Source organism: Streptomyces sp. HUAS MG56, from assembly GCF_058673395.1.
Window position 1 is genome coordinate 6,787,819 of record NZ_CM178722.1, and the last position, 20,271, is coordinate 6,808,089.

19 protein-coding genes are annotated in these 20,271 nt (G+C 70.4%); all 19 read left to right on the forward strand.

What is annotated here, in order from left to right; translation table 11 throughout:
• The first annotated feature begins 134 nt into the window (after positions 1 to 134).
• The 19 genes from nrtL (at position 135) to AC4OXY_RS32210 (ending at position 20,211) form a co-directional block, all read left to right on the forward strand.
• Entirely contained in the window at positions 135 to 1,154 is a 1,020-nt protein-coding gene (nrtL, locus tag AC4OXY_RS32120) for an ArgS-related anticodon-binding protein NrtL (protein ID WP_491991487.1), read from the forward strand.
• Between the two features lie 54 nt (positions 1,155 to 1,208).
• Complete coding sequence (gene lysA / locus AC4OXY_RS32125) at positions 1,209 to 2,600, forward strand: diaminopimelate decarboxylase (protein ID WP_356027714.1); 1,392 nt, start codon at positions 1,209 to 1,211, stop codon at positions 2,598 to 2,600.
• A gap of 145 nt (positions 2,601 to 2,745) precedes the next feature.
• On the forward strand, positions 2,746 to 4,038 hold the full coding sequence (locus AC4OXY_RS32130) for a homoserine dehydrogenase (RefSeq protein WP_356027717.1): 1,293 nt from the start codon (positions 2,746 to 2,748) through the stop codon (positions 4,036 to 4,038).
• Positions 4,039 to 4,044: 6 nt separating this feature from the next.
• Positions 4,045 to 5,103, forward strand: a complete 1,059-nt coding sequence (thrC, locus tag AC4OXY_RS32135) for a threonine synthase (RefSeq protein WP_491991488.1) — start codon at positions 4,045 to 4,047, stop codon at positions 5,101 to 5,103.
• A gap of 238 nt (positions 5,104 to 5,341) precedes the next feature.
• Entirely contained in the window at positions 5,342 to 6,271 is a 930-nt protein-coding gene (gene thrB / locus AC4OXY_RS32140; RefSeq protein ID WP_356027721.1) for a homoserine kinase, read from the forward strand.
• Between the two features lie 408 nt (positions 6,272 to 6,679).
• On the forward strand, positions 6,680 to 8,695 hold the full coding sequence (gene rho / locus AC4OXY_RS32145; RefSeq protein WP_491991489.1) for a transcription termination factor Rho: 2,016 nt from the start codon (positions 6,680 to 6,682) through the stop codon (positions 8,693 to 8,695).
• Positions 8,696 to 8,926: 231 nt separating this feature from the next.
• On the forward strand, positions 8,927 to 10,057 hold the full coding sequence (locus AC4OXY_RS32150) for an LCP family protein (RefSeq protein WP_356027725.1): 1,131 nt from the start codon (positions 8,927 to 8,929) through the stop codon (positions 10,055 to 10,057).
• 170 nt (positions 10,058 to 10,227) lie between these two features.
• A complete protein-coding gene (rpmE, locus tag AC4OXY_RS32155) occupies positions 10,228 to 10,452 on the forward strand; it encodes a 50S ribosomal protein L31 (RefSeq protein WP_019326867.1) in 225 nt (74 codons plus the stop codon).
• Between the two features lie 105 nt (positions 10,453 to 10,557).
• Positions 10,558 to 11,634, forward strand: a complete 1,077-nt coding sequence (gene prfA, locus AC4OXY_RS32160) for a peptide chain release factor 1 (protein WP_356027728.1) — start codon at positions 10,558 to 10,560, stop codon at positions 11,632 to 11,634.
• A 40-nt stretch (positions 11,635 to 11,674) separates the two neighbouring features.
• A complete protein-coding gene (gene prmC / locus AC4OXY_RS32165; protein WP_071376450.1) occupies positions 11,675 to 12,520 on the forward strand; it encodes a peptide chain release factor N(5)-glutamine methyltransferase in 846 nt (281 codons plus the stop codon).
• Positions 12,521 to 12,572: 52 nt separating this feature from the next.
• Positions 12,573 to 13,220, forward strand: coding sequence for an L-threonylcarbamoyladenylate synthase (locus tag AC4OXY_RS32170; RefSeq protein ID WP_071376449.1), 648 nt, complete (start codon positions 12,573 to 12,575; stop codon positions 13,218 to 13,220).
• Entirely contained in the window at positions 13,217 to 13,894 is a 678-nt protein-coding gene (locus tag AC4OXY_RS32175) for an arsenate reductase/protein-tyrosine-phosphatase family protein (RefSeq protein WP_356027730.1), read from the forward strand. The genes AC4OXY_RS32170 and AC4OXY_RS32175 overlap by 4 nt, the downstream gene beginning before the upstream one ends.
• Positions 13,895 to 13,983: 89 nt before the next feature.
• Entirely contained in the window at positions 13,984 to 15,225 is a 1,242-nt protein-coding gene (glyA, locus tag AC4OXY_RS32180) for a serine hydroxymethyltransferase (protein ID WP_362818749.1), read from the forward strand.
• 151 nt (positions 15,226 to 15,376) lie between these two features.
• Positions 15,377 to 16,696 carry an MraY family glycosyltransferase gene (locus AC4OXY_RS32185; protein WP_356027735.1) on the forward strand — a complete coding sequence of 440 codons (1,320 nt, stop codon included), beginning with the start codon at positions 15,377 to 15,379 and terminating at the stop codon, positions 16,694 to 16,696.
• Between the two features lie 303 nt (positions 16,697 to 16,999).
• The gene (locus AC4OXY_RS32190) at positions 17,000 to 17,437 is read left to right on the forward strand and encodes a Cg1360 family ATP-synthase-associated protein (protein ID WP_491991490.1); all 438 of its coding nucleotides are present in this window, start codon (positions 17,000 to 17,002) and stop codon (positions 17,435 to 17,437) included.
• A gap of 225 nt (positions 17,438 to 17,662) precedes the next feature.
• Entirely contained in the window at positions 17,663 to 18,481 is an 819-nt protein-coding gene (gene atpB, locus AC4OXY_RS32195; protein ID WP_491991491.1) for a F0F1 ATP synthase subunit A, read from the forward strand.
• 78 nt (positions 18,482 to 18,559) lie between these two features.
• Positions 18,560 to 18,799, forward strand: coding sequence for an ATP synthase F0 subunit C (atpE, locus tag AC4OXY_RS32200; RefSeq protein WP_009190636.1), 240 nt, complete (start codon positions 18,560 to 18,562; stop codon positions 18,797 to 18,799).
• A gap of 39 nt (positions 18,800 to 18,838) precedes the next feature.
• Positions 18,839 to 19,390, forward strand: a complete 552-nt coding sequence (locus AC4OXY_RS32205) for a F0F1 ATP synthase subunit B (protein WP_356027740.1) — start codon at positions 18,839 to 18,841, stop codon at positions 19,388 to 19,390.
• 5 nt (positions 19,391 to 19,395) lie between these two features.
• Positions 19,396 to 20,211, forward strand: a complete 816-nt coding sequence (locus tag AC4OXY_RS32210) for a F0F1 ATP synthase subunit delta (protein ID WP_376288927.1) — start codon at positions 19,396 to 19,398, stop codon at positions 20,209 to 20,211.
• The last annotated feature ends 60 nt before the right edge of the window (positions 20,212 to 20,271 follow it).

Consider the following 20,271-nt stretch of genomic DNA (forward strand, 5'->3'; position numbering starts at 1 on the left):
AGCCCGTGCGGTCGGTGGGCCGTGAGCTGGGATGCCGGCCGCTCGCCCCTCCCGAAACCCCGTAAATCCCCCGCCCGTCCCACAGTGAGAAACCACGTCGCATACCCACCCCCTCCCTCCCCTACGCTTGTCCCGTGACCCCCGTCGAGTTGTCCCGCACCGTGCTGCATGCGGTGCGCCGTGCTGTCGATGACGGGGAGCTGAGTGTGACGGTGCCCGAGCGGGCCGTGGTGACCGTGCCGGGGCCCGGGGGGTGCGGGGACTACGCCACGACCATCGCCCTCCAGCTCGCCCGGTCGGCCGGGCAGCCTTCGCGACGGGTCGCCGAGATCCTGGTGCCCCGGCTCACCGACGCCGACGGCATCCGCGACGTCGTCGTCACCGGCCCCGGGTTCCTCAACATCAGCCTCGCCGAGCGGGCGCAGGCCGACCTCGTCACCGCCGTCGTCCGGGAGGTCGGCGCCCGCGGTGCCGCGTACGGCCACGGCGACGCCCTCGCCGGGCAGATCGTCGCGCTGCGCGTGCCGTACGAGGTCCGGGCCGAGGTCGTCGCCGACGCCGTCGTACGGCTGGTCGCCGCGCAGGGCGGGCGGGCCACCGTCGAGCACGGCGAGCCCGTCAACCTGCGGCCGGTACCCGCGCCGGAGGACCCCGCCCCGCTCGGGGCCGACGCCGCCCAGTGGGCGCTGCTGCATCCCGCACCGCACGACCGGCCCCGGATCACCGCCGACCATCTCGTCCAGCGGGAGAGCAATCCGCTGTTCCGGGTGCGGTACGCCCACGCGCGTGTCCGGTCCCTCAGCAGAAACGCCGGCCGCCTGGGCTTCAGCGCCGAACCCGGCCCCCTCGGCCTCGACAGCGACACCGACACCGGCTTCGACAGCGGTACCGCTCCCCGCGAGCTGCTCGCCGCCCTCGCCGAACACCCCCGTATCCTCGCCGCGGCCGCCACCCACCGTGCCCCGGACCGGCTCGCCCGGCATCTCGTCACCGTCGCCGATGCCGCGCTGCCCTTCCTCGCCTCCGTGCTCCCCTGCGGCGAGGAGAAACCCTCGGCCGCCCACCGCGCCCGGCTCGCGCTCGCCGAAGCCGCCGGGACGGTGCTGGCCGGCGGCCTGTCCCTGCTCGGTATCGACGCACCCGAACATCTCTGAGGCCCCAGTGCAGACGCGCCCCGGAGAGAGACAGAGAGTCTGAGAGCCACCGTCATGAGCCGTTCCGCCCATCCCGCCGGGCCCCGTCACGCCGATGTCCTGCCCGAGGGCCACTACTCCGCGCCGCCCGCCGATCTCAACACCCTCGACCACAAGGTGTGGGCCCAGACCGTCGGGCGGGACGCCGACGGGGTCGTCACCGTCGGCGGGGTCGATGTGAACCGGCTCGCCGAGGAGTTCGGGACCCCCGCGTACGTCCTCGACGAGGCCGACTTCCGGGCCCGGGCGCGTGCCTGGCGCACCGCCTTCGGGCCCGACGCCGACGTGTTCTACGCCGGCAAGGCCTTCCTCTCGCGTGCCGTCGTGCGCTGGCTCGACGAGGAGGGGCTCAATCTCGACGTGTGTTCCGGCGGGGAGCTGGCCACCGCCCTGTCCGCCGGCATGCCCGCCGAGCGCATCGCCTTCCACGGCAACAACAAGTCCACGGACGAGATCCGTCGCGCCGTCGAGGCCGGGGTCGGGCGGATCGTGCTCGACTCGTTCCAGGAGATCGTGCGCGTCGCCCACATCGCACAGTCCCTCGGCAAGCGGCAGAAGGCCCAGATCCGGATCACGGTCGGCGTGGAGGCGCACACGCACGAGTTCATCGCCACCGCCCACGAGGACCAGAAGTTCGGGATCCCGCTCGCCGGCGGGCAGGCCGCCGAGGCCGTGCGGCGGGCCCTCCAGCTCGACGGGCTCGAACTGATCGGCATCCACTCCCACATCGGGTCGCAGATCTTCGACATGTCCGGCTTCGAGGTCGCCGCGCACCGCGTGGTGGGGCTGCTCAAGGACGTCCGGGACGAGCACGGCGTCGAGCTGCCCGAGATCGACCTCGGGGGCGGGCTCGGCATCGCCTACACCAGCGACGACGATCCGCGCGAGCCGCACGAGATCGCCAAGGCCCTCACCGAGATCGTCACCCGGGAGTGCGAGGCCGCCCGGCTGCGCACTCCCCGGATCTCCGTCGAGCCCGGCCGCGCCATCGTCGGGCCCACCGCCTTCACCCTCTACGAGGTCGGCACCGTCAAGCCGCTCGACGGGTTGCGGACGTACGTGTCCGTCGACGGCGGCATGTCCGACAACATCCGCACGGCGCTGTACGACGCCGAGTACAGCGTCGCCCTCGTCTCGCGCACCTCCACCGCCGAGCCCATGCTCGCCCGCGTGGTCGGCAAGCACTGCGAGAGCGGGGACATCGTGGTCAAGGACGCGTTCCTGCCGGCCGACCTGGCGCCGGGGGACCTCATCGCCGTACCGGCCACGGGCGCGTACTGCCGGTCCATGGCCAGCAACTACAACCATGTGCTCCGGCCGCCCGTCGTCGCCGTGCGGGACGGGGAGGCCCGGGTGATCGTCCGGCGTGAGACGGAGGAGGACCTGCTGCGCCTCGACGTCGGCTAGTCACGAACAGAGGGGCTGGAAGATCTCCTGTCGCCCGGCCCCGTACAAATGAAATTCATGTCTCACGATCCGGACCAAGGGTAGAAACTCCCGTCCGGTGAGTGAGACTGGTCCAACCGTAGACGGTATGAGGAAACGAGGTCGGATGATGCGTACGCGTCCGCTGAAGGTGGCGCTGCTGGGCTGTGGGGTTGTCGGCTCAGAGGTGGCGCGCATCATGACGACGCACGCCGACGACCTCGCCCAGAGGATCGGCGCCCCGGTGGAACTCGCGGGCGTCGCCGTACGGCGGCCCTCCAAGGTGCGCGAGGGCATCCCGGCGGAACTCGTGACCACCGACGCCACCGCCCTCGTCAAACGGGGGGACATCGACGTCGTGGTAGAGGTGATCGGCGGCATCGAGCCCGCCCGGTCCCTGATCACCACCGCCTTCGAGCACGGCGCGTCCGTCGTCTCCGCGAACAAGGCCCTGCTCGCCCAGGACGGCGCCGCCCTGCACGCCGTCGCCGAGGAGCACGACCGGGACCTGTACTACGAGGCCGCCGTCGCCGGTGCCATCCCGCTGATCCGCCCGCTGCGCGAGTCCCTCGCCGGCGACAAGGTCAACCGGGTGCTCGGCATCGTCAACGGCACCACCAACTTCATCCTCGACAAGATGGACTCCACGGGCGCCGGCTATCAGGAGGCGCTCGACGAGGCCACCGCGCTCGGGTACGCCGAGGCCGACCCGACCGCCGACGTCGAGGGTTTCGACGCCGCCGCCAAGGCCGCCATCCTCGCCGGTATCGCCTTCCACACGCGCGTGCGTCTCGACGACGTCTACCGCGAGGGCATGGCCGAGGTCACCGCCGCCGACTTCCGCTCGGCGAAGGAGATGGGCTGCACCATCAAGCTGCTCGCCATCTGCGAGCGGGCGCAGGACGGGGCGTCCGTCACCGCGCGCGTGCACCCCGCCATGATTCCGCTGAGCCACCCGCTCGCCTCCGTGCGCGGCGCGTACAACGCCGTCTTCGTGGAGTCCGACGCGGCCGGCCAGCTCATGTTCTACGGCCCCGGCGCCGGCGGTTCCCCGACCGCCTCCGCCGTGCTCGGCGACCTCGTCGCCGTCTGCCGTAACCGGCTCAACGGCGCAACGGGGCCCGGTGAGTCGGCGTACGCGGCCCTGCCCGTCTCGCCCATGGGCGAGGTCGTCACGCGCTACCACATCAGCCTCGACGTCGCGGACAAGCCGGGCGTGCTCGCCCAGGTCGCCACCGTCTTCGCCGAGCACGGGGTGTCGATCGACACCGTTCGCCAGCAGGGCAAGGACGGCGAGGCCTCCCTCGTCGTCGTCACCCACCGGGCGTCCGACGCCTCCCTCACCGGGACCGTCGAGGCGCTGCGCAAGCTCGACACCGTGCGGGGTGTCGCCAGCATCATGCGGGTTGAAGGAGAGTAACCAGCAATGACCCACCAGTGGCGCGGAATCATCGAGGAGTACCGGGACAGGCTGCCGGTATCCGACACCACGCCGGTCGTGACGCTCCGCGAGGGCGGCACGCCGCTCGTGCCCGCGCAGGTGCTCTCCGAGCGCACGGGCTGTGAGGTCCACCTGAAGGTCGAGGGCGCCAACCCCACCGGCTCCTTCAAGGACCGCGGCATGACCATGGCCATCTCCAAGGCCAAGGAGGACGGGGCCAAGGCCGTCATCTGCGCCTCCACCGGCAACACGTCGGCCTCCGCCGCCGCGTACGCCGTGCGGGCCGGCATGGTCTCGGCCGTCCTCGTGCCGCAGGGCAAGATCGCGCTCGGCAAGATGGGCCAGGCCCTCGTGCACGGCGCGAAGATCCTCCAGGTCGACGGCAACTTCGACGACTGCCTCACCCTCGCCCGCGAGCTGAGCGAGAACTACCCGGTGGCGCTGGTCAATTCGGTCAACCCGGTGCGGATCGAGGGCCAGAAGACGGCCGCCTTCGAGATCGTGGACATGCTCGGCGACGCGCCCGACATCCACGTCCTGCCGGTCGGCAACGCGGGCAACATCACCGCCTACTGGAAGGGCTACAAGGAGTACGCCGCCGACGGCATCTCCGCGAAGACCCCCCGGATGTGGGGCTTCCAGGCCTCCGGCAGCGCGCCGATCGTGCGCGGCGAGGTCGTCAAGGACCCCTCGACCATCGCCACCGCCATCCGCATCGGCAACCCCGCCTCCTGGGTGTTCGCGCTCGCGGCCCGCGACGAGTCCGGCGGTGCCATCGACGAGGTGACGGACCGTGAAATCCTGCGCGCCTACCGGATGTTGGCCGCGCAGGAGGGTGTCTTCGTGGAGCCCGCCTCCGCCGCCTCCGTGGCCGGTCTGCTCAAGGCTGCCGAGCAGGGCAAGGTCGACCCGGGCCAGCGGATCGTGTGCACCGTCACCGGCAACGGTCTGAAGGACCCCGACTGGGCCGTCGCCGGCGCCCCGCAGCCGGTCACCGTGCCGGTCGACGCGGCCACCGCCGCCGAGCGCCTCGGCCTGGCCTGAGCCCTGGTAAAACCCTGACAGGGTGCACAGGGGGCTTACGACACGCATCGTGCGCCTCCTGTGCGCCCTATGTCGCCACAGAACCTTCCTTCGATAGGCTGTAGGGAACCCGCCCATTGCATATGCCTGCGCATATGGGTGACGCCGCGCCGTCTGCGCGGTCCGCGGGTCTCCAGCACGTATCGAACGTCATCGAATGTCTTCGACAGTCACGCAGCTCAAGGAGAGTCAACGAGCGATGGCCGGTCCAGCGTTCCGCGCCGCCGCCGTCCGGGTGCGCGTCCCCGCCACCAGCGCCAATCTCGGCCCGGGCTTCGACGCCTTCGGCCTCGCGCTGGGGCTGTACGACGACGTGGTCGTCCGGGTGGCCGACGCCGGGCTGCACATCGACATCGCGGGCGAGGGCAACGAGACCCTCCCGCGCGACGAGAGCCACCTCCTCGTCCGCTCGATGCGTACCGCCTTCGATCTGCTGGGCGGACAGCCCCGCGGCCTGGAAATCGTCTGCGCCAACCGCATTCCGCACGGCCGCGGCCTGGGCTCCTCCTCCGCCGCCATCTGCGCCGGCATCGTCGCCGCCCGCGCGGTGACCATAGGCGGGGAGGCCAGGCTCGACGACGCCGCCCTCCTCGAACTGGCCACGGAGATCGAGGGCCACCCCGACAACGTCGCCGCCTGTCTGCTCGGCGGATTCACCCTGTCCTGGATGGAGGCCGGCGCCGCCCGGGCGATCAGGATGGAGCCCAGCGATTCCATCGTTCCGGTGGTTTTCGTACCCGGAAAGCCGGTCCTGACGGAGACCGCGCGCGGTCTGCTCCCGCGCTCCGTGCCGCACGTCGACGCCGCCGCCAACGCGGGCCGTGCCGCCCTGCTCGTCGAGGCCCTCACCCGGCGCCCCGAGCTGCTGCTGCCCGCCACCGAGGACCGCCTTCACCAGGAGTACCGCGCCCCGGCCATGCCGGAGAGCGCCGCGCTCGTGGAGCGGCTGCGCGCCGACGGCATCCCGGCCGTCATCTCGGGCGCCGGCCCCACCGTCATGGCGCTGGCCGACGCCGACAGCGCCGACAAGGTCTCTCACCTCGCGGGTGAGGGCTGGGCCGCCAACCGGCTGGACCTGGACGTACAGGGCGCGAGCGTGCTGCCGCTCGCGACCTCCGGTGTTGATTAACTGCGTCCGGTTGCCGGATTTGGAGAGGGGGAATGTTTGTTGGATCCGGTAGTGTTAATCTCAAGTCTGCACCCGACCCCACCATGGCGAGGTGCCTCGTGTCCCCGTCCGGGACAGACATTCTTCCGGGAGCCTCCCACGCCACTCCGTGTTCCTTGCGCCGCACCTGGGCAGTACGACGTATGCGAGCACTGAGCGGGCCGCCGGGCACGCTCCGGAACCGGTGCTACCACGCCACGTGACACTGGGTGCCACGACTCGCGGAAGCGCCGATCACCGCACATTTCTCTTCCGCCGCTTTGGCGGACCACCGCCCCGGCGCGGTTCACAGAAGCAGGACCGTAGCCGGACAGCACAACCGGTCGCCGAGCCAGACAGGCCGACGTCCGCTCCAGGGAAGGACCCTTCGTGAGCGACACCACCGATCTGATGGGCGCACGTGTCGAGGAGACCGCTGCCGCGCCCGCCACGGACGCCTCCGCGCCTGCCACCGGTGCCGGCTCCCGGCGGCGCCGCGGTACCGGCCTTGAGGGCATGGTGCTGGCCGAGCTGCAACAGGTCGCCTCGGGCCTCGGCATCAGGGGCACCGCGCGGATGCGCAAGAGCCAGCTGATCGAGGTCATCAAGGAGGCGCAGGCCGCCGGTGGGGGTACCCCCTCCGGGGGAGCCGCCGCCAAGGCCGAGACCGCCACCGAGACCAAGCCCAAGCGCCGCGCCACCTCCAAGGCCCGCACGGGTGAGGCCGCCGACGGCGACAAGAAGGCCGAGGCTCCGGCCGAGAAGGCCGTGGCCCAGCAGCAGATCGAGATCCCCGGCCAGCCGGCCTCCGACGACGCGCCCACCGAGCGCCGTCGCCGCCGCGCCACCGCCGAGGCCGGCAGCCCCACCGCGAGCGGCGCCGAGACGGTCGTCGCCGAGGCGAAGGCCGAGTCCAGGACCGAAGCCCAGCAGCAGGGCGAGGGCGCCAAGGGCGACGCCGCCGAGGGCGAGGGCCGCGGCCGCCGCGACCGCCGTGAGCGCGGCCGGGACCGCGACCGTCGCGGCAAGGGCGACGACCAGCAGGGCCAGGGCGGCCGTCAGGACCGTCAGCAGCAGGGCGGCCAGCAGCAGGGCGGCAGCCGGCAGGACCGGCAGGACCGTCAGGACCGCCAGCGCGACAACGGCCCGCAGGACGACGACGACTTCGAGGGCGGCCGCCGGGGCCGTCGCGGGCGCTACCGCGACCGCCGTGGCCGCCGTGGCCGCGACGAGTTCGGCGCCAACGAGCCGCAGCTCGCCGAGGACGACGTCCTGATCCCCGTCGCGGGCATCCTGGACATCCTCGACAACTACGCCTTCATCCGCACCTCCGGCTACCTGCCGGGTCCGAACGACGTGTACGTCTCCCTCGCCCAGGTCCGCAAGAACGGCCTGCGCAAGGGTGACCACGTCACCGGCGCGGTCCGCCAGCCGAAGGAGGGCGAGCGCCGCGAGAAGTTCAACGCGCTGGTCCGCCTCGACTCCGTCAACGGCATGGCGCCCGAACACGGCCGCGGCCGACCGGAGTTCAACAAGCTGACCCCGCTCTACCCGCAGGACCGGCTCCGCCTGGAGACCGACCCGGGCGTGCTGACCACCCGCATCATCGACCTCGTGTCGCCCATCGGCAAGGGCCAGCGCGGTCTGATCGTGGCCCCGCCGAAGACCGGCAAGACCATGATCATGCAGGCGATCGCCAACGCGATCACGCACAACAACCCCGAGTGCCACCTGATGGTCGTCCTCGTCGACGAGCGTCCGGAAGAGGTCACCGACATGCAGCGGTCGGTCAAGGGCGAGGTCATCTCCTCGACCTTCGACCGCCCGGCCGAGGACCACACCACGGTCGCCGAGCTGGCCATCGAGCGCGCCAAGCGCCTCGTGGAGCTGGGTCACGACGTCGTCGTCCTGCTCGACTCCATCACGCGTCTGGGCCGTGCCTACAACCTGGCGGCGCCGGCCTCCGGCCGCATCCTGTCCGGTGGTGTCGACTCGACCGCCCTGTACCCGCCGAAGCGCTTCTTCGGTGCGGCCCGCAACATCGAGGACGGCGGCTCGCTGACCATCCTCGCCACCGCCCTGGTGGACACCGGGTCCCGCATGGACGAGGTGATCTTCGAGGAGTTCAAGGGCACCGGCAACGCGGAGCTCAAGCTCGACCGGAAGCTCGCCGACAAGCGCATCTTCCCGGCGGTGGACGTGGACGCGTCCGGCACCCGTAAGGAAGAGATCCTCCTCGGCGCCGAGGAGCTGGCCATCACCTGGAAGCTGCGCCGGGTGCTGCACGCGCTCGACTCGCAGCAGGCGATCGAGCTGCTTCTGGACAAGATGAAGCAGACGAAGTCGAACGCCGAGTTCCTGTTGCAGATCCAGAAGACGACGCCGATGCCCGGTAACGGCGACTAGGACAAGAGCGTCGGAAAGGTCACAACCGAGATCCCTGCCACAGGGTTCACGGGCGTCGCCCACCAGGAGTGACTACGCAGAGTGCCCACCGCTGTACGCGGTGGGCACTCTGCGTTGTGCAACTCTGTCCCGAGTTTCTCCGTCTGACCGTACGGAGCGACGATGGAGCGGTGACGCCCGCCCGACCCTGAAAGCAGGGGGTACCACCGACCGACGAGACCTAGGAGCGATGTGTCCGCCCAGAGCACGCCGGAGCCCGTCATAGCCGAGCCGGACGGGGCGGGCCCCCGCACCGGCAGGGGACGCCGCCGCAAGGCCCCGAGCAAGGGCCGCAGGGCGCTGCGGGTCGCGGCCTGGACGGCCGCGGGCGTGGTCGTCCTCGGCGGCACCGGCGCCGGGTACGTCTACTTCAAGCTCAACGGCAACCTCAAGAGCGTCGACATCAACCAGGCGCTCGGTGCCGACCGGCCCACGAAGGTCGACAACGGCTCCGAGAACATCCTGGTCCTCGGCTCGGACAGCCGCTCCGGCTCCAACAAGAAGCTCGGCGGCGGCACCGACGACGGCAGCGCCCGCTCCGACACGGCGATGATCGTCCACGTCTACGAGGGCCACAAGAAGGCCAGCGTCGTCTCCATCCCCCGGGACACCCTCGTCGACCGCCCCTCATGCACCGACACCGCCGGCACCGCGCACCCGGCCGCGACCGGCGTGATGTTCAACGAGGCGTACTCCACCGGCGGCGCGGCCTGTGCCGTGAAGACCGTCGAGTCGCTCTCCGGCATCCGCATGGACCACTACCTGGAGGTCGACTTCGAGGGCTTCCAGCGGCTCATCGACGACCTCGGCGGCGTCCCGGTCACGACCACGAAGAACATCGACGACCCGCGGAGCCACCTGACCCTCCGGGCCGGCGCCCACACCCTGAACGGCCAACAGGCCCTCGGCCTCGTCCGTACCCGGCACGGCGTCGGCGACGGCTCCGACCTGGGCCGCATCCAGCTCCAGCAGGCGTTCGTCAAGGCGCTGCTCGACCAGGTCAAGAACGTCGGCGTGTTCAGCAACCCCAAGAAGCTCTACGACCTCGCCGACACCGCCACCAAGGCCGTGACCACCGATTCGGACCTGGGCTCGGTCAACTCCCTCATCGACTTCGCCAACGGCCTCAAGGGTGTCAGCGCGAAGCACATGGACATGGTCACGATGCCGGTGCAGTACGACCCGGCCGACCCCAACCGGGTGGTCCTGGAGACCGCCAAGGCCCAGCAGGTCTGGTCCGCCCTGAAGAACGACCGGCCGATCCCGAAGTCGGCGACGGAGGGTACGGCCGCGGGCGAGGCCAAGGGCGTGGTGAGCTCCTGAGGGGTGATTCCCCCTCTCCCGTCGCCGGCGCCGCCCCCGGGGAATAGATGACGAGCACCCCCGGTTTTGGGGGATGGCGCCAGTCCTGGCAGACTGGTACGTCGGCTCCGGTTCACGCTCCCGCATCCCGCGGCGGCGACCCGGCGCCCTCCCGGAACCTAGGAGACACCTTGAAGCGCGACATCCACCCCGAGTACGTCGAGACGCAGGTCAGCTGCACCTGTGGCGCGTCGTTCACCACCCGCAGCACCATCGAGTCCGGCACCATCCGGGCCGAGGTCTGCTCCGAGTGCCACCCGTTCTACACGGGCAAGCAGAAGATCCTCGACACCGGTGGCCGTGTGGCCCGCTTCGAGGCCCGCTTCGGCAAGGCTGCCGCCGGCTCCAAGAAGTAGCGAGCCCCCATTCGCCGGTCCACGGCCACACCCTCCCCGGGGTGTGCCCGGGACCGGCGTTTTTGGTCGCCCGCCCTTCCCTTCACCGCAGTACAGGAGCCCAAGATGTTCGAGGCCGTCGAGGAACTCGTCACCGAGCACGGCGATCTGGAGAAGCAGCTCGCCGACCCGTCGGTCCACGCCGACCAGGCGAACGCGCGCAAGCTGAACAAGCGCTACGCCGAGCTGACCCCGATCGTCGCCACGTACCGCTCCTGGAAGCAGTCGGGCGAAGACATCGAGACCGCGCGCGAGCTGGCCGCCGACGACCCCGACTTCGCCGCCGAGGTCAAGGACCTGGAGAAGCAGCGCGAGGAGCTGACCGAGAAGCTGCGTCTGCTGCTCGTCCCGCGCGACCCGAGTGACGACAAGGACGTCATCCTGGAGATCAAGGCGGGCGCGGGCGGCGACGAGTCGGCGCTGTTCGCCGGCGACCTGCTGCGCATGTACCTGCGCTACGCCGAGCGCGTCGGCTGGAAGACCGAGATCATCGACGCCACCGAGTCCGAGCTGGGCGGCTACAAGGACGTCCAGGTCGCGGTGAAGACCAAGGGCGGCCAGGGCGCCACCGAGCCCGGCCAGGGCGTGTGGGCGCGGCTGAAGTACGAGGGCGGTGTGCACCGGGTGCAGCGCGTGCCGGCGACCGAGTCGCAGGGCCGTATCCACACCTCCGCCGCCGGTGTCCTCGTGACCCCCGAGGCCGAGGAGGTGGACGTGGAGATCAACCCGAACGACCTCCGTATCGACGTCTACCGGTCCTCCGGTCCCGGCGGACAGTCCGTCAACACCACCGACTCCGCGGTGCGCATCACGCACCTGCCGACCGGCGTCGTCGCCTCCTGCCAGAACGAGAAGAGCCAGCTCCAGAACAAGGAGCAGGCCCTGCGTATCCTGCGTTCCAGGCTGCTCGCCGCGGCGCAGGAGGAGGCCGAGCGGGAGGCCGCGGACGCCCGCCGCAGCCAGGTCCGCACCGTCGACCGCTCCGAGAAGATCCGCACCTACAACTTCCCGGAGAACCGCATCTCGGACCACCGCGTCGGCTTCAAGGCGTACAACCTGGACCAGGTCCTGGACGGCGACCTCGCCGCGGTGATCCAGGCCTGCGTCGACGCCGACTCGGCGGCGAAGCTGGCAGCTGCATAAAGGCATCAACGCTCGACCCAGTACGACACGGAGGACTCGCGTGAACCTGCTGCTCGCGGAGGTGGCCCAGGCCACCCAGCGGCTGGCCGACGCCGGCGTGCCCTCGCCGCGCAACGACGCGGAGGAGCTGGCCGCGTTCGTGCACGGGGTGAAGCGCGGCGCACTGCACTCCGTGAAGGACGCCGACTTCGACGCCCGGTACTGGGAGGTCATCGCCCGGCGCGAGCAGCGCGAGCCGCTCCAGCACATCACCGGGCGGGCCTACTTCCGCTACCTGGAACTCCAGGTCGGGCCGGGCGTGTTCGTGCCCCGGCCGGAGACCGAGTCCGTGGTCGGCTGGGCCATAGACGCCGTGCGCGCCATGGACGTCGTCGAGCCGTGCATCGTGGACCTGTGCACCGGCTCCGGCGCCATCGCGCTGGCCCTCGCCCAGGAGGTCCCGCGCTCGCGGGTGCACGCCGTGGAGCTGTCCGAGGACGCCCTGGTGTGGACCCGCAAGAACGTGGCGGGCTCCAGGGTCGACCTGCGCCAGGGCGACGCCCTGACCGCCTTCCCCGACCTCGACGGCCAGGTCGACCTGGTCATCTCCAACCCGCCGTACATCCCGCTCACCGAGTGGGAGTACGTCGCCATCGAGGCCCGCGACTACGACCCGGAGCTGGCTCTCTTCTCCGGTGAGGACGGCCTCGACCTGATCCGCGGCATCGAGCGCACCGCCCACCGGCTGCTGCGCCCCGGCGGGGTCGTCGTGATCGAGCACGCCGACACCCAGGGCGGCCAGGTGCCGTGGATCTTCACCGAGGAGCGGGGCTGGGCCGACGCGGCCGACCACCCCGACCTCAACAACCGCCCCCGGTTCGCGACCGCCCGCAAGGCGCTGCCGTGAGCACCCCGACGATTTTCATCCGGCTGTACGTGTACGAGGAGGCCCGCTAGACATGGCACGGCGATACGACACCAACGACGCGACCGACCGCGCGACGGGTCTGCGCGAGGCCGCGTCCGCCGTCCGCCGGGGCGAGCTGGTGGTGCTGCCGACCGACACGGTCTACGGCATCGGCGCCGACGCGTTCTCCTCGGAGGGCGTCGCCGACCTGCTCGCCGCCAAGGGCCGGGGCCGCAACATGCCCACTCCTGTGCTCATCGGCTCCCCGAACACCCTGCACGGCCTCGTCACGGACTTCTCCGAGCTGGCCTGGGAGCTGGTCGACGCGTTCTGGCCGGGCGCCCTCACGCTCGTCGCCAAGCACCAGCCCTCGCTCCAGTGGGACCTCGGCGACACCCGGGGCACGGTGGCCGTCCGCATGCCGCTGCACCCCGTCGCGATCGAGCTGCTCACCGAGGTCGGCCCGATGGCGGTGTCGTCGGCGAACCTCACCGGGCACCCCGCGCCGGAGGACTGCGACGCGGCCCAGGAGATGCTCGGCGACTCCGTCTCCGTCTACCTCGACGGCGGCCCGACCCCCGGCATCGTGCCGTCGTCCATCGTGGACGTCAGCCGTTCCGTGCCCGTGCTGCTGCGCGAGGGCGCGATCTCGGCGGAGGAGCTGCGGAAGGTCGTACCTGACCTTGAGGTGGCGAATTGACGGCCCCTGAAGCGGGGCGTGGCATAGGCATCGGGGCCAGTGCGGCGGAGACGACCACGACGTTCGGCTTTCCGCGCGACACCTTCCGCATCCTCCATGTCAGCACCGGCAACGTGTGCCGCTCGCCCATCACCGAGCGGCTGACCCGCCATTTCGTCGCGGAGCGGCTCGGCGTGCTCGGCGGCGGGCTGATCGTGGAGAGCGCGGGCACCTGGGGCCACGAGGGCGCCCCGATGGAGGCCAACGCGGAGGCGGTGCTGGCCGAGTTCGGCGCGGACGCCTCGGGCTTCTGCGGCCGGGAACTGCTGGACGAGCACGTCATCAGGGCCGACCTGGTGCTCACGGCCACGCGGGACCACCGGGCGCAGGTGATCTCGATGGGGCATTCGGCGGGGCTGCGGACGTTCACGCTGAAGGAGTTCACCCGGCTGGTCCGCGCGATAGACCCCGCCACGCTGCCGCCGCTGGAGGACGGTGTGGTGATGCGCGCCCGTGCGCTGGTGCGGGCGGCCGCGGCGCTGCGGGGGTGGCTGCTCGCGCCCACGGCGGAGGCGGACGAGGTGCACGACCCGTACGGCGCCCCGCTGCCGTTCTTCCGGTCCGTCGGGGGCGAGATACACCAGGCGCTGGACCCGGTGGTGACGGCGCTGACCGGCGTGGCCACTCGGACATAAGGGATACACGCGGGTGTAACGGTCGCGCGGGGGGCGCGCGGCGGGCCTACATTGGGTTTACGTCACCGTCGACCGCCCGGGAGCCCGTCATGTCGGTCACCTCTGCCCTCCCGACCGATGTCCTGCGGCAACAGGACCCCGAGCTGGCCGAGATCCTGCTGGGCGAGCTGCGCCGGCAGTCGACGTCGCTCCAGCTGATCGCCGCCGAGAACTTCACCTCGCCCGCCGTGCTGGCCGCGCTCGGCTCGCCGCTCGCCAACAAGTACGCCGAGGGCTATCCCGGCGCCCGCCATCACGGCGGCTGCGAACTGGTCGACATCGCCGAGCGGCTCGCCGTGGAGCGGGCCAGGGCGCTGTTCGGGGCCGCGCACGCCAACGTCCAGGCCCACTCGGGCTCCTCGGCCGTCCTGGCCGCCTACGCCGCCCTGCTGCGCCCCGGGGACACCGTCCTCGCCCTCGGCCTGCACTCCGGCGGTCACCTCACGCACGGCTCGCCCGCGAACTTCTCGGGCCGCTGGTTCGACTTCGTCGGCTACGGCGTCGACGCCGAGACCGGGCTCATCGACCACGACCAGGTGCGCCATCTGGCGCGCAACCACCGGCCCAAGGCGATCGTGTGCGGGTCCATCGCCTACCCCCGCCACTTCGACTACGCCTTCTTCCGCGAGGTGGCCGACGAGGTCGGGGCCTATCTGATCGCCGACGCCGCGCATCCGATCGGGCTGGTCGCCGGGGGAGCGGCGCCGAACCCGGTGCCGTACGCCGATGTCGTGTGCGCGACGACGCACAAGGTGCTGCGCGGGCCGCGCGGCGGCATGATCCTGTGCGGGACCCCCGAGCTGGCCGAGCGGATCGACCGGGCCGTGTTCCCCTTCACCCAGGGCGGCGCCCAGATGCACACCATCGCCGCCAAGGCCGTCGCGTTCGGCGAGGCGGCCACCCCGGCGTTCGCCGCGTACGTCCACCGGGTGGTCGCCAACGCCAGGACGCTGGCCGCGCTGCTGGAGGCCGAGGGCTTCACGGTCACCACCGGCGGCACCGACACCCATCTGATCACCGTCGACCCCGCCCCGCTCGGTGTGGACGGCCGCACCGCCCGCGGCCGCCTCGCCGCCGCCGGGATCGTTCTGGACTGCTGTGTGCTGCCGCACGACGACGGCCGCGGGCTGCGCCTGGGCACGGCCGCGGTGACCACCCAGGGCATGGGCGAGCCGGAGATGGCCCGGATCGCGGCACTGATGGCCGGGGTGCTGCGGGGCACCGTCGAGCCGGCCCGGGCGCGGGAGGAGGTGCGGGAACTGACCGGTGATTTTCCGCCGTATCCGGCCTGAACCGGGGCAGGCGTCGGGCCGTACACCCCCATGTGCGCCGTACACCACAGCCACACGTGCAACCATCGTCGCTACCCGGAAGTCCCCATCCATATACGTCCATCGCTAGGGTGTGGGGCTGTGATGGCCAGCGAGACCTGTGGGGAAGCCCGTGCGTGAATACCTGCTGACGCTCTGCATCACGGCCGCGGTGACGTACCTGCTGACGGGGCCGGTGCGGAAGTTCGCGATCGTGGCCGGGGCGATGCCGGAGATCAGGGCCCGTGACGTGCACCGGGAACCGACTCCGCGGCTCGGCGGTATCGCCATGTTCCTCGGCCTGTGCGCGGGCCTGCTCGTCGCGGACCACCTGACCGGCCTCAACGAGGTCTTCGAGAAGTCCAACGAGCCGCGGGCCCTGCTCTCCGGCGCGGCCCTGATCTGGCTGATCGGCGTCCTGGACGACAAGTTCGAGATCGACGCGCTGATCAAGCTGGGCGGCCAGATGATCGCCGCGGGCGTCATGGTCATGCAGGGTCTGACGATCCTGTGGCTGCCCGTCCCCGGCGTCGGCAACGTGGCGCTGACCCAGTGGCAGGGCACCCTGCTCACCGTCGCCCTCGTCGTCATCACGATCAACGCGGTGAACTTCGTGGACGGCCTGGACGGCCTCGCCGCCGGCATGGTCTGCATCGCGGCCGGCGCGTTCTTCCTGTACGCCTACCGGATCTGGTACTCGTACGGCATCGAGGCGGCCGCCCCGGCCACCCTGTTCTCGGCGATCCTGATGGGCATGTGCCTGGGCTTCCTGCCGCACAACATGCATCCCGCGCGGATCTTCATGGGCGACTCGGGCTCGATGCTGATCGGCCTGGTGCTGGCCGCGGGCGCGATCTCGATCACGGGTCAGCTGGACCCGGACGCGCTGGGCCTGTACGTGGGTTCCGAGAGGGCCGCGGTGCACGCGACCGTGCCGGTCTACATCCCGCTCCTCCTCCCGCTGACGATCATCGCCGTGCCGGCCGCCGACCTGGTCCTCGCGATCGTCCGCCGCACCTGGCGCGGCCAGTCGCCGTTCGCCGCCGACCGCGGGCACCTGCACCACCGGCTGCTGGAGATCGGCCACTCGCACAGCCGGGCCGTGCTGATCATGTACTTCTGGTCGGCCCTGATCGCCTTCGGCGCCCTCGCCTACTCGGTGAACTCGGCGTCCATGTGGATCGTGCTCGGCGTCGTCTTCCTCAGCGCGATCGGACTGGTCCTGCTGCTGCTCCCGCGCTTCACCCCGCGTGTGCCGGTGTGGGCGCAGGCCTTCGTGCCGCCCCGCTACCGCAGGCGGCGCCGGGCCGCCGAGGCGGCCGAGGCCGCCGTGGCGGGGGCGGCCCGGGAGGCGGAGGAGACCACCGAACGGGCGCCGGTCACGGCCGGGATCGCGGGCGTCAACGGGGCGACCGCCATTGGCCCTCGTTCGCGTTTTGTTGATCGTCACTGAGACGCACAAGGTAAGAATCTGACGAGAGCATTGCCAACTCGTGGGGGACCAAAGCCCCCTAATACCAGACAAGTGGGCGCCATTTTTGCACAGACGCGCACTGTCACTCTCATGTGTGACAGCAAGCACACCAAGCGGGTAAAGACCTCATCAAATAGTTTGTGATACGGTTCACGAGAACCCCGGATAGAGCCGAAGGACCGTAGTGCGACGGTCCATTGGTGTGAGGTCTCGATCACTCAGCCCGGGACTACGCTCGTCCATGACGACACCCTGCCCCCTTGTGAAAGCGGAGTTGCCGCCATGCCGTCCAAAGACGCCCGGAACCTTCTGCAGATCGCTGTGCCCACAGCGGTCGCAGGCGTGATCACTGTCGCCGTGAGCGCAGCGGTCGCGGGGGGCAAGGGTGCGCTCGGCGCGGGTGTAGGCACGCTGCTGGCCATTGTTTTCATGGGAGTCGGCCTCTACGTCCTCCAATGGACGGCAAAAACGCTCCCGCAGCTGTTCCAGATGATGGGCCTGTTGCTCTACGTGGCCCAGCTGCTTCTCCTCCTGATCTTCGTCGCTGTTTTCAAGGACACCTCTCTCTTCAATCCGAAGACGTTCGCCGTGGCGCTCGTCGTCGCGACCGTCGTGTGGATGGCCGCGCAGGCTCGCGCGCACATGAAGGCCAAGATCTTCTACGTCGATCCGGACTCCGAGAAGAGCGAGAAGCCCTCGAAGACAGGGCCGTCGTCGTGAGAGGTAGGGGCGGGATAAAGGCTTGTGAGATCTCCTGCTATCGTCCGGTGCCAACTGCGGCATCGCGGGCGCGGGCAGCCGAGCTGACGCCTGCTCAATGGCGAGGCTCGACGCCCCCCAGCCGCCCCCACATCCGTAACACCAGTCCGGTGCCGATCCGCGGCCACGCGCCGCGCCGACACAACGAGGTTGCCGTACCCATGCGTCACGCCGAAGGAGCCCGCGGTGAGTGCTGACCAGACCCAGCTCGCCTTTGACTGGAGTTGTCGGATCATGTCCGACAACGGGTGCGGCTTCCCGGCCCCGGGCCTGAACTCCTTCCTGTTCAAGCCGCTCTTCACGGTCGGGGGCTTTGAGTTCAACAAGGTGATGCTGCTGGCGCTCGTCACCACGCTGCTCATCGTCGTCTTCTTCTCGGCCGCCTTCGGCAAGGCCAAGGTCGTCCCGGGCAAGCTGCAGATGGTCGGTGAGGCCGGCTACGACTTCGTGCGCCGCGGCATCGTGTACGAGACCCTCGGCAAGCGCGAGGGCGAGAAGTGGGTGCCGCTCATGGTCTCCCTCTTCTTCTTCGTCTGGCTCATGAACGTCTGGTCCGTGATCCCGCTGGCACAGTTCCCGGTGTCCTCGGTGATCGCCTTCCCGATGGTGCTGGCCGCGATCGTCTACATCACCTGGGTCGCGCTCACGTTCAAGAAGCACGGCTTCGTCGGCTTCTTCAAGAACGTCACGGGCTACGACAAGTCGCTCGGCGCCGTGCTGCCGCTCGTCATGGTCATCGAGTTCTTCTCGAACCTGCTGGTCCGCCCGTTCACGCACGCGGTGCGACTCTTCGCCAACATGTTCGCCGGTCACCTGATGCTGGTCATGTTCACCGTGGCTTCCTGGTACCTGCTCAACAGCTGGCTGGTCGTGGGCGCCGGTGTGTCGTTCCTGATGACCATGGCCATGATCCTCTTCGAGCTCTTCGTGCAGGCCGTCCAGGCATACGTCTTCGTGCTGCTGGCCTGCTCCTACATTCAGGGCGCTCTCGCCGAGCACCACTGAGCCGAACCACCCGCCCCAAAACCCCAGTCGTCCGGTGGCCAACCCCCACCGGTCCGTAAAAGAGAAGGAAGAAACGGCATGTCCGCTGCCATCGACCTCGCCGCCGGCGTCTCCGGTTCCCTCGGTTCCATCGGCTACGGCCTTGCGGCCATCGGCCCCGGCATCGGCGTCGGCATCATCTTCGGTAACGGCACCCAGGCCCTGGCCCGCCAGCCCGAGGCCGCCGGTCTGATCCGCGCCAACCAGATCCTCGGCTTCGCCTTCTGCGAGGCGCTCGCCCTCATCGGCATCGTTATGCCGTTCGTGTTCGGTCGGTAATCAACCTCCCACCGACACGTTTCGACGAAAGGCACTGATGTGATCGCCAACCTGGCACAGCTGGCGGCCGAGGAGACGAAGCAGAACCCGCTCGTCCCCGCCGGTCCCGAGCTGCTCGTCGGCACCATCGCCTTCGCCATCGTGTTCTTCTTCTTCTGGAAGAAGCTGCTTCCGAACATCAACAAGGTTCTGGAGGAGCGCCGAGCGGCGATCGAAGGCGGTATCGAAGAGGCCGACGCCATGAAGGTCGAGGCCCAGAGCGTGCTTGAGCAGTACAAGGCTCAGCTCGCCGAGGCCCGGCACGAGGCCGCGCGCCTGCGCCAGGAGGCGCAGGAGCAGGGTGCCGCGCTCATCGCCGAGATGCGGGCCGAGGGCCAGCGGCAGCGCGAGGAGATCGTCACCGCGGGCCACACCCAGATCGAGGCCGACCGCAAGGCCGCCGCCCAGACCCTGCGTCAGGACGTCGGCAAGCTCGCCACCGAACTGGCCGGCAAGCTCGTCGGCGAGTCCCTTGAGGACCACGCCCGCCAGAGCCGTGTGATCGACCGTTTCCTCGACGAGCTTGAGGAGAAGGCCGAGGCGACTCGATGACGGCCATGCACGGAGCGAGCCGCGAGGCCCTGGCTGCCGCCCGTGAGCGTCTCGACGCGCTGACGGACTCCACGTCGGTGGACGCTGCTCAGCTCGCCGACGAGCTGGCGGCCGTCACCGCGCTGCTCGACCGCGAGGCCGGCCTGCGCCGGGCCCTCACCGACCCGGCGCAGCAGGCGGAGGCCAAGGCGGAGCTGGTCCAGCGCCTGATCGGCGGCCAGGTCAGCGGTCCCACCGCTGACCTGGTGTCCGGGATGGCCCGCGCCCGCTGGTCGCAGTCCCGCGACCTGGTCGACGCGCTGGAGGAGCTGGCGAACATCGCCGACCTCACCGCCGCCGACAAGCGGGGCAACCTGGACGAGGTCGAGGACGAGCTGTTCCGGTTCGGCCGGATCGTCTCCTCCAGCACCGAGCTGCGCGCCGCGCTGACCGACCGCGCCGCCGGCGCCGAGGCCAAGACCGAGCTGCTGCACCGGCTGCTGGGCGGACGGGCCAAGCCCGCCACCGAGCGTCTGGTCGCGCGCCTCGTGACCGCGCCGCGTGGACGTAGCCTGGAAGCGGGACTGGAGTCCCTGTCCAAGCTGGCCGCCGACCGCCGGGACCGCATGGTCGCCGTCGTCACCTCGGCGGTGCCGCTGAGTGACGGCCAGAAGCAGCGCCTCGGCGCCGCCCTCGCCAAGCTCTACGGCCGGCGGATGCACCTCAACCTGGACGTGGACCCCGAGGTCGTCGGCGGTATCCGCGTACAGGTCGGTGACGAGGTCATCAACGGCTCCCTCGCGGACCGGCTGGAGGACGCCGCCCGCCGCATGGCGAGCTGACGCTCGGTATTCGAGAACAGCAGTAGTACTCAGAACGGCCCTGGTTGGGCCGTGCAGAAG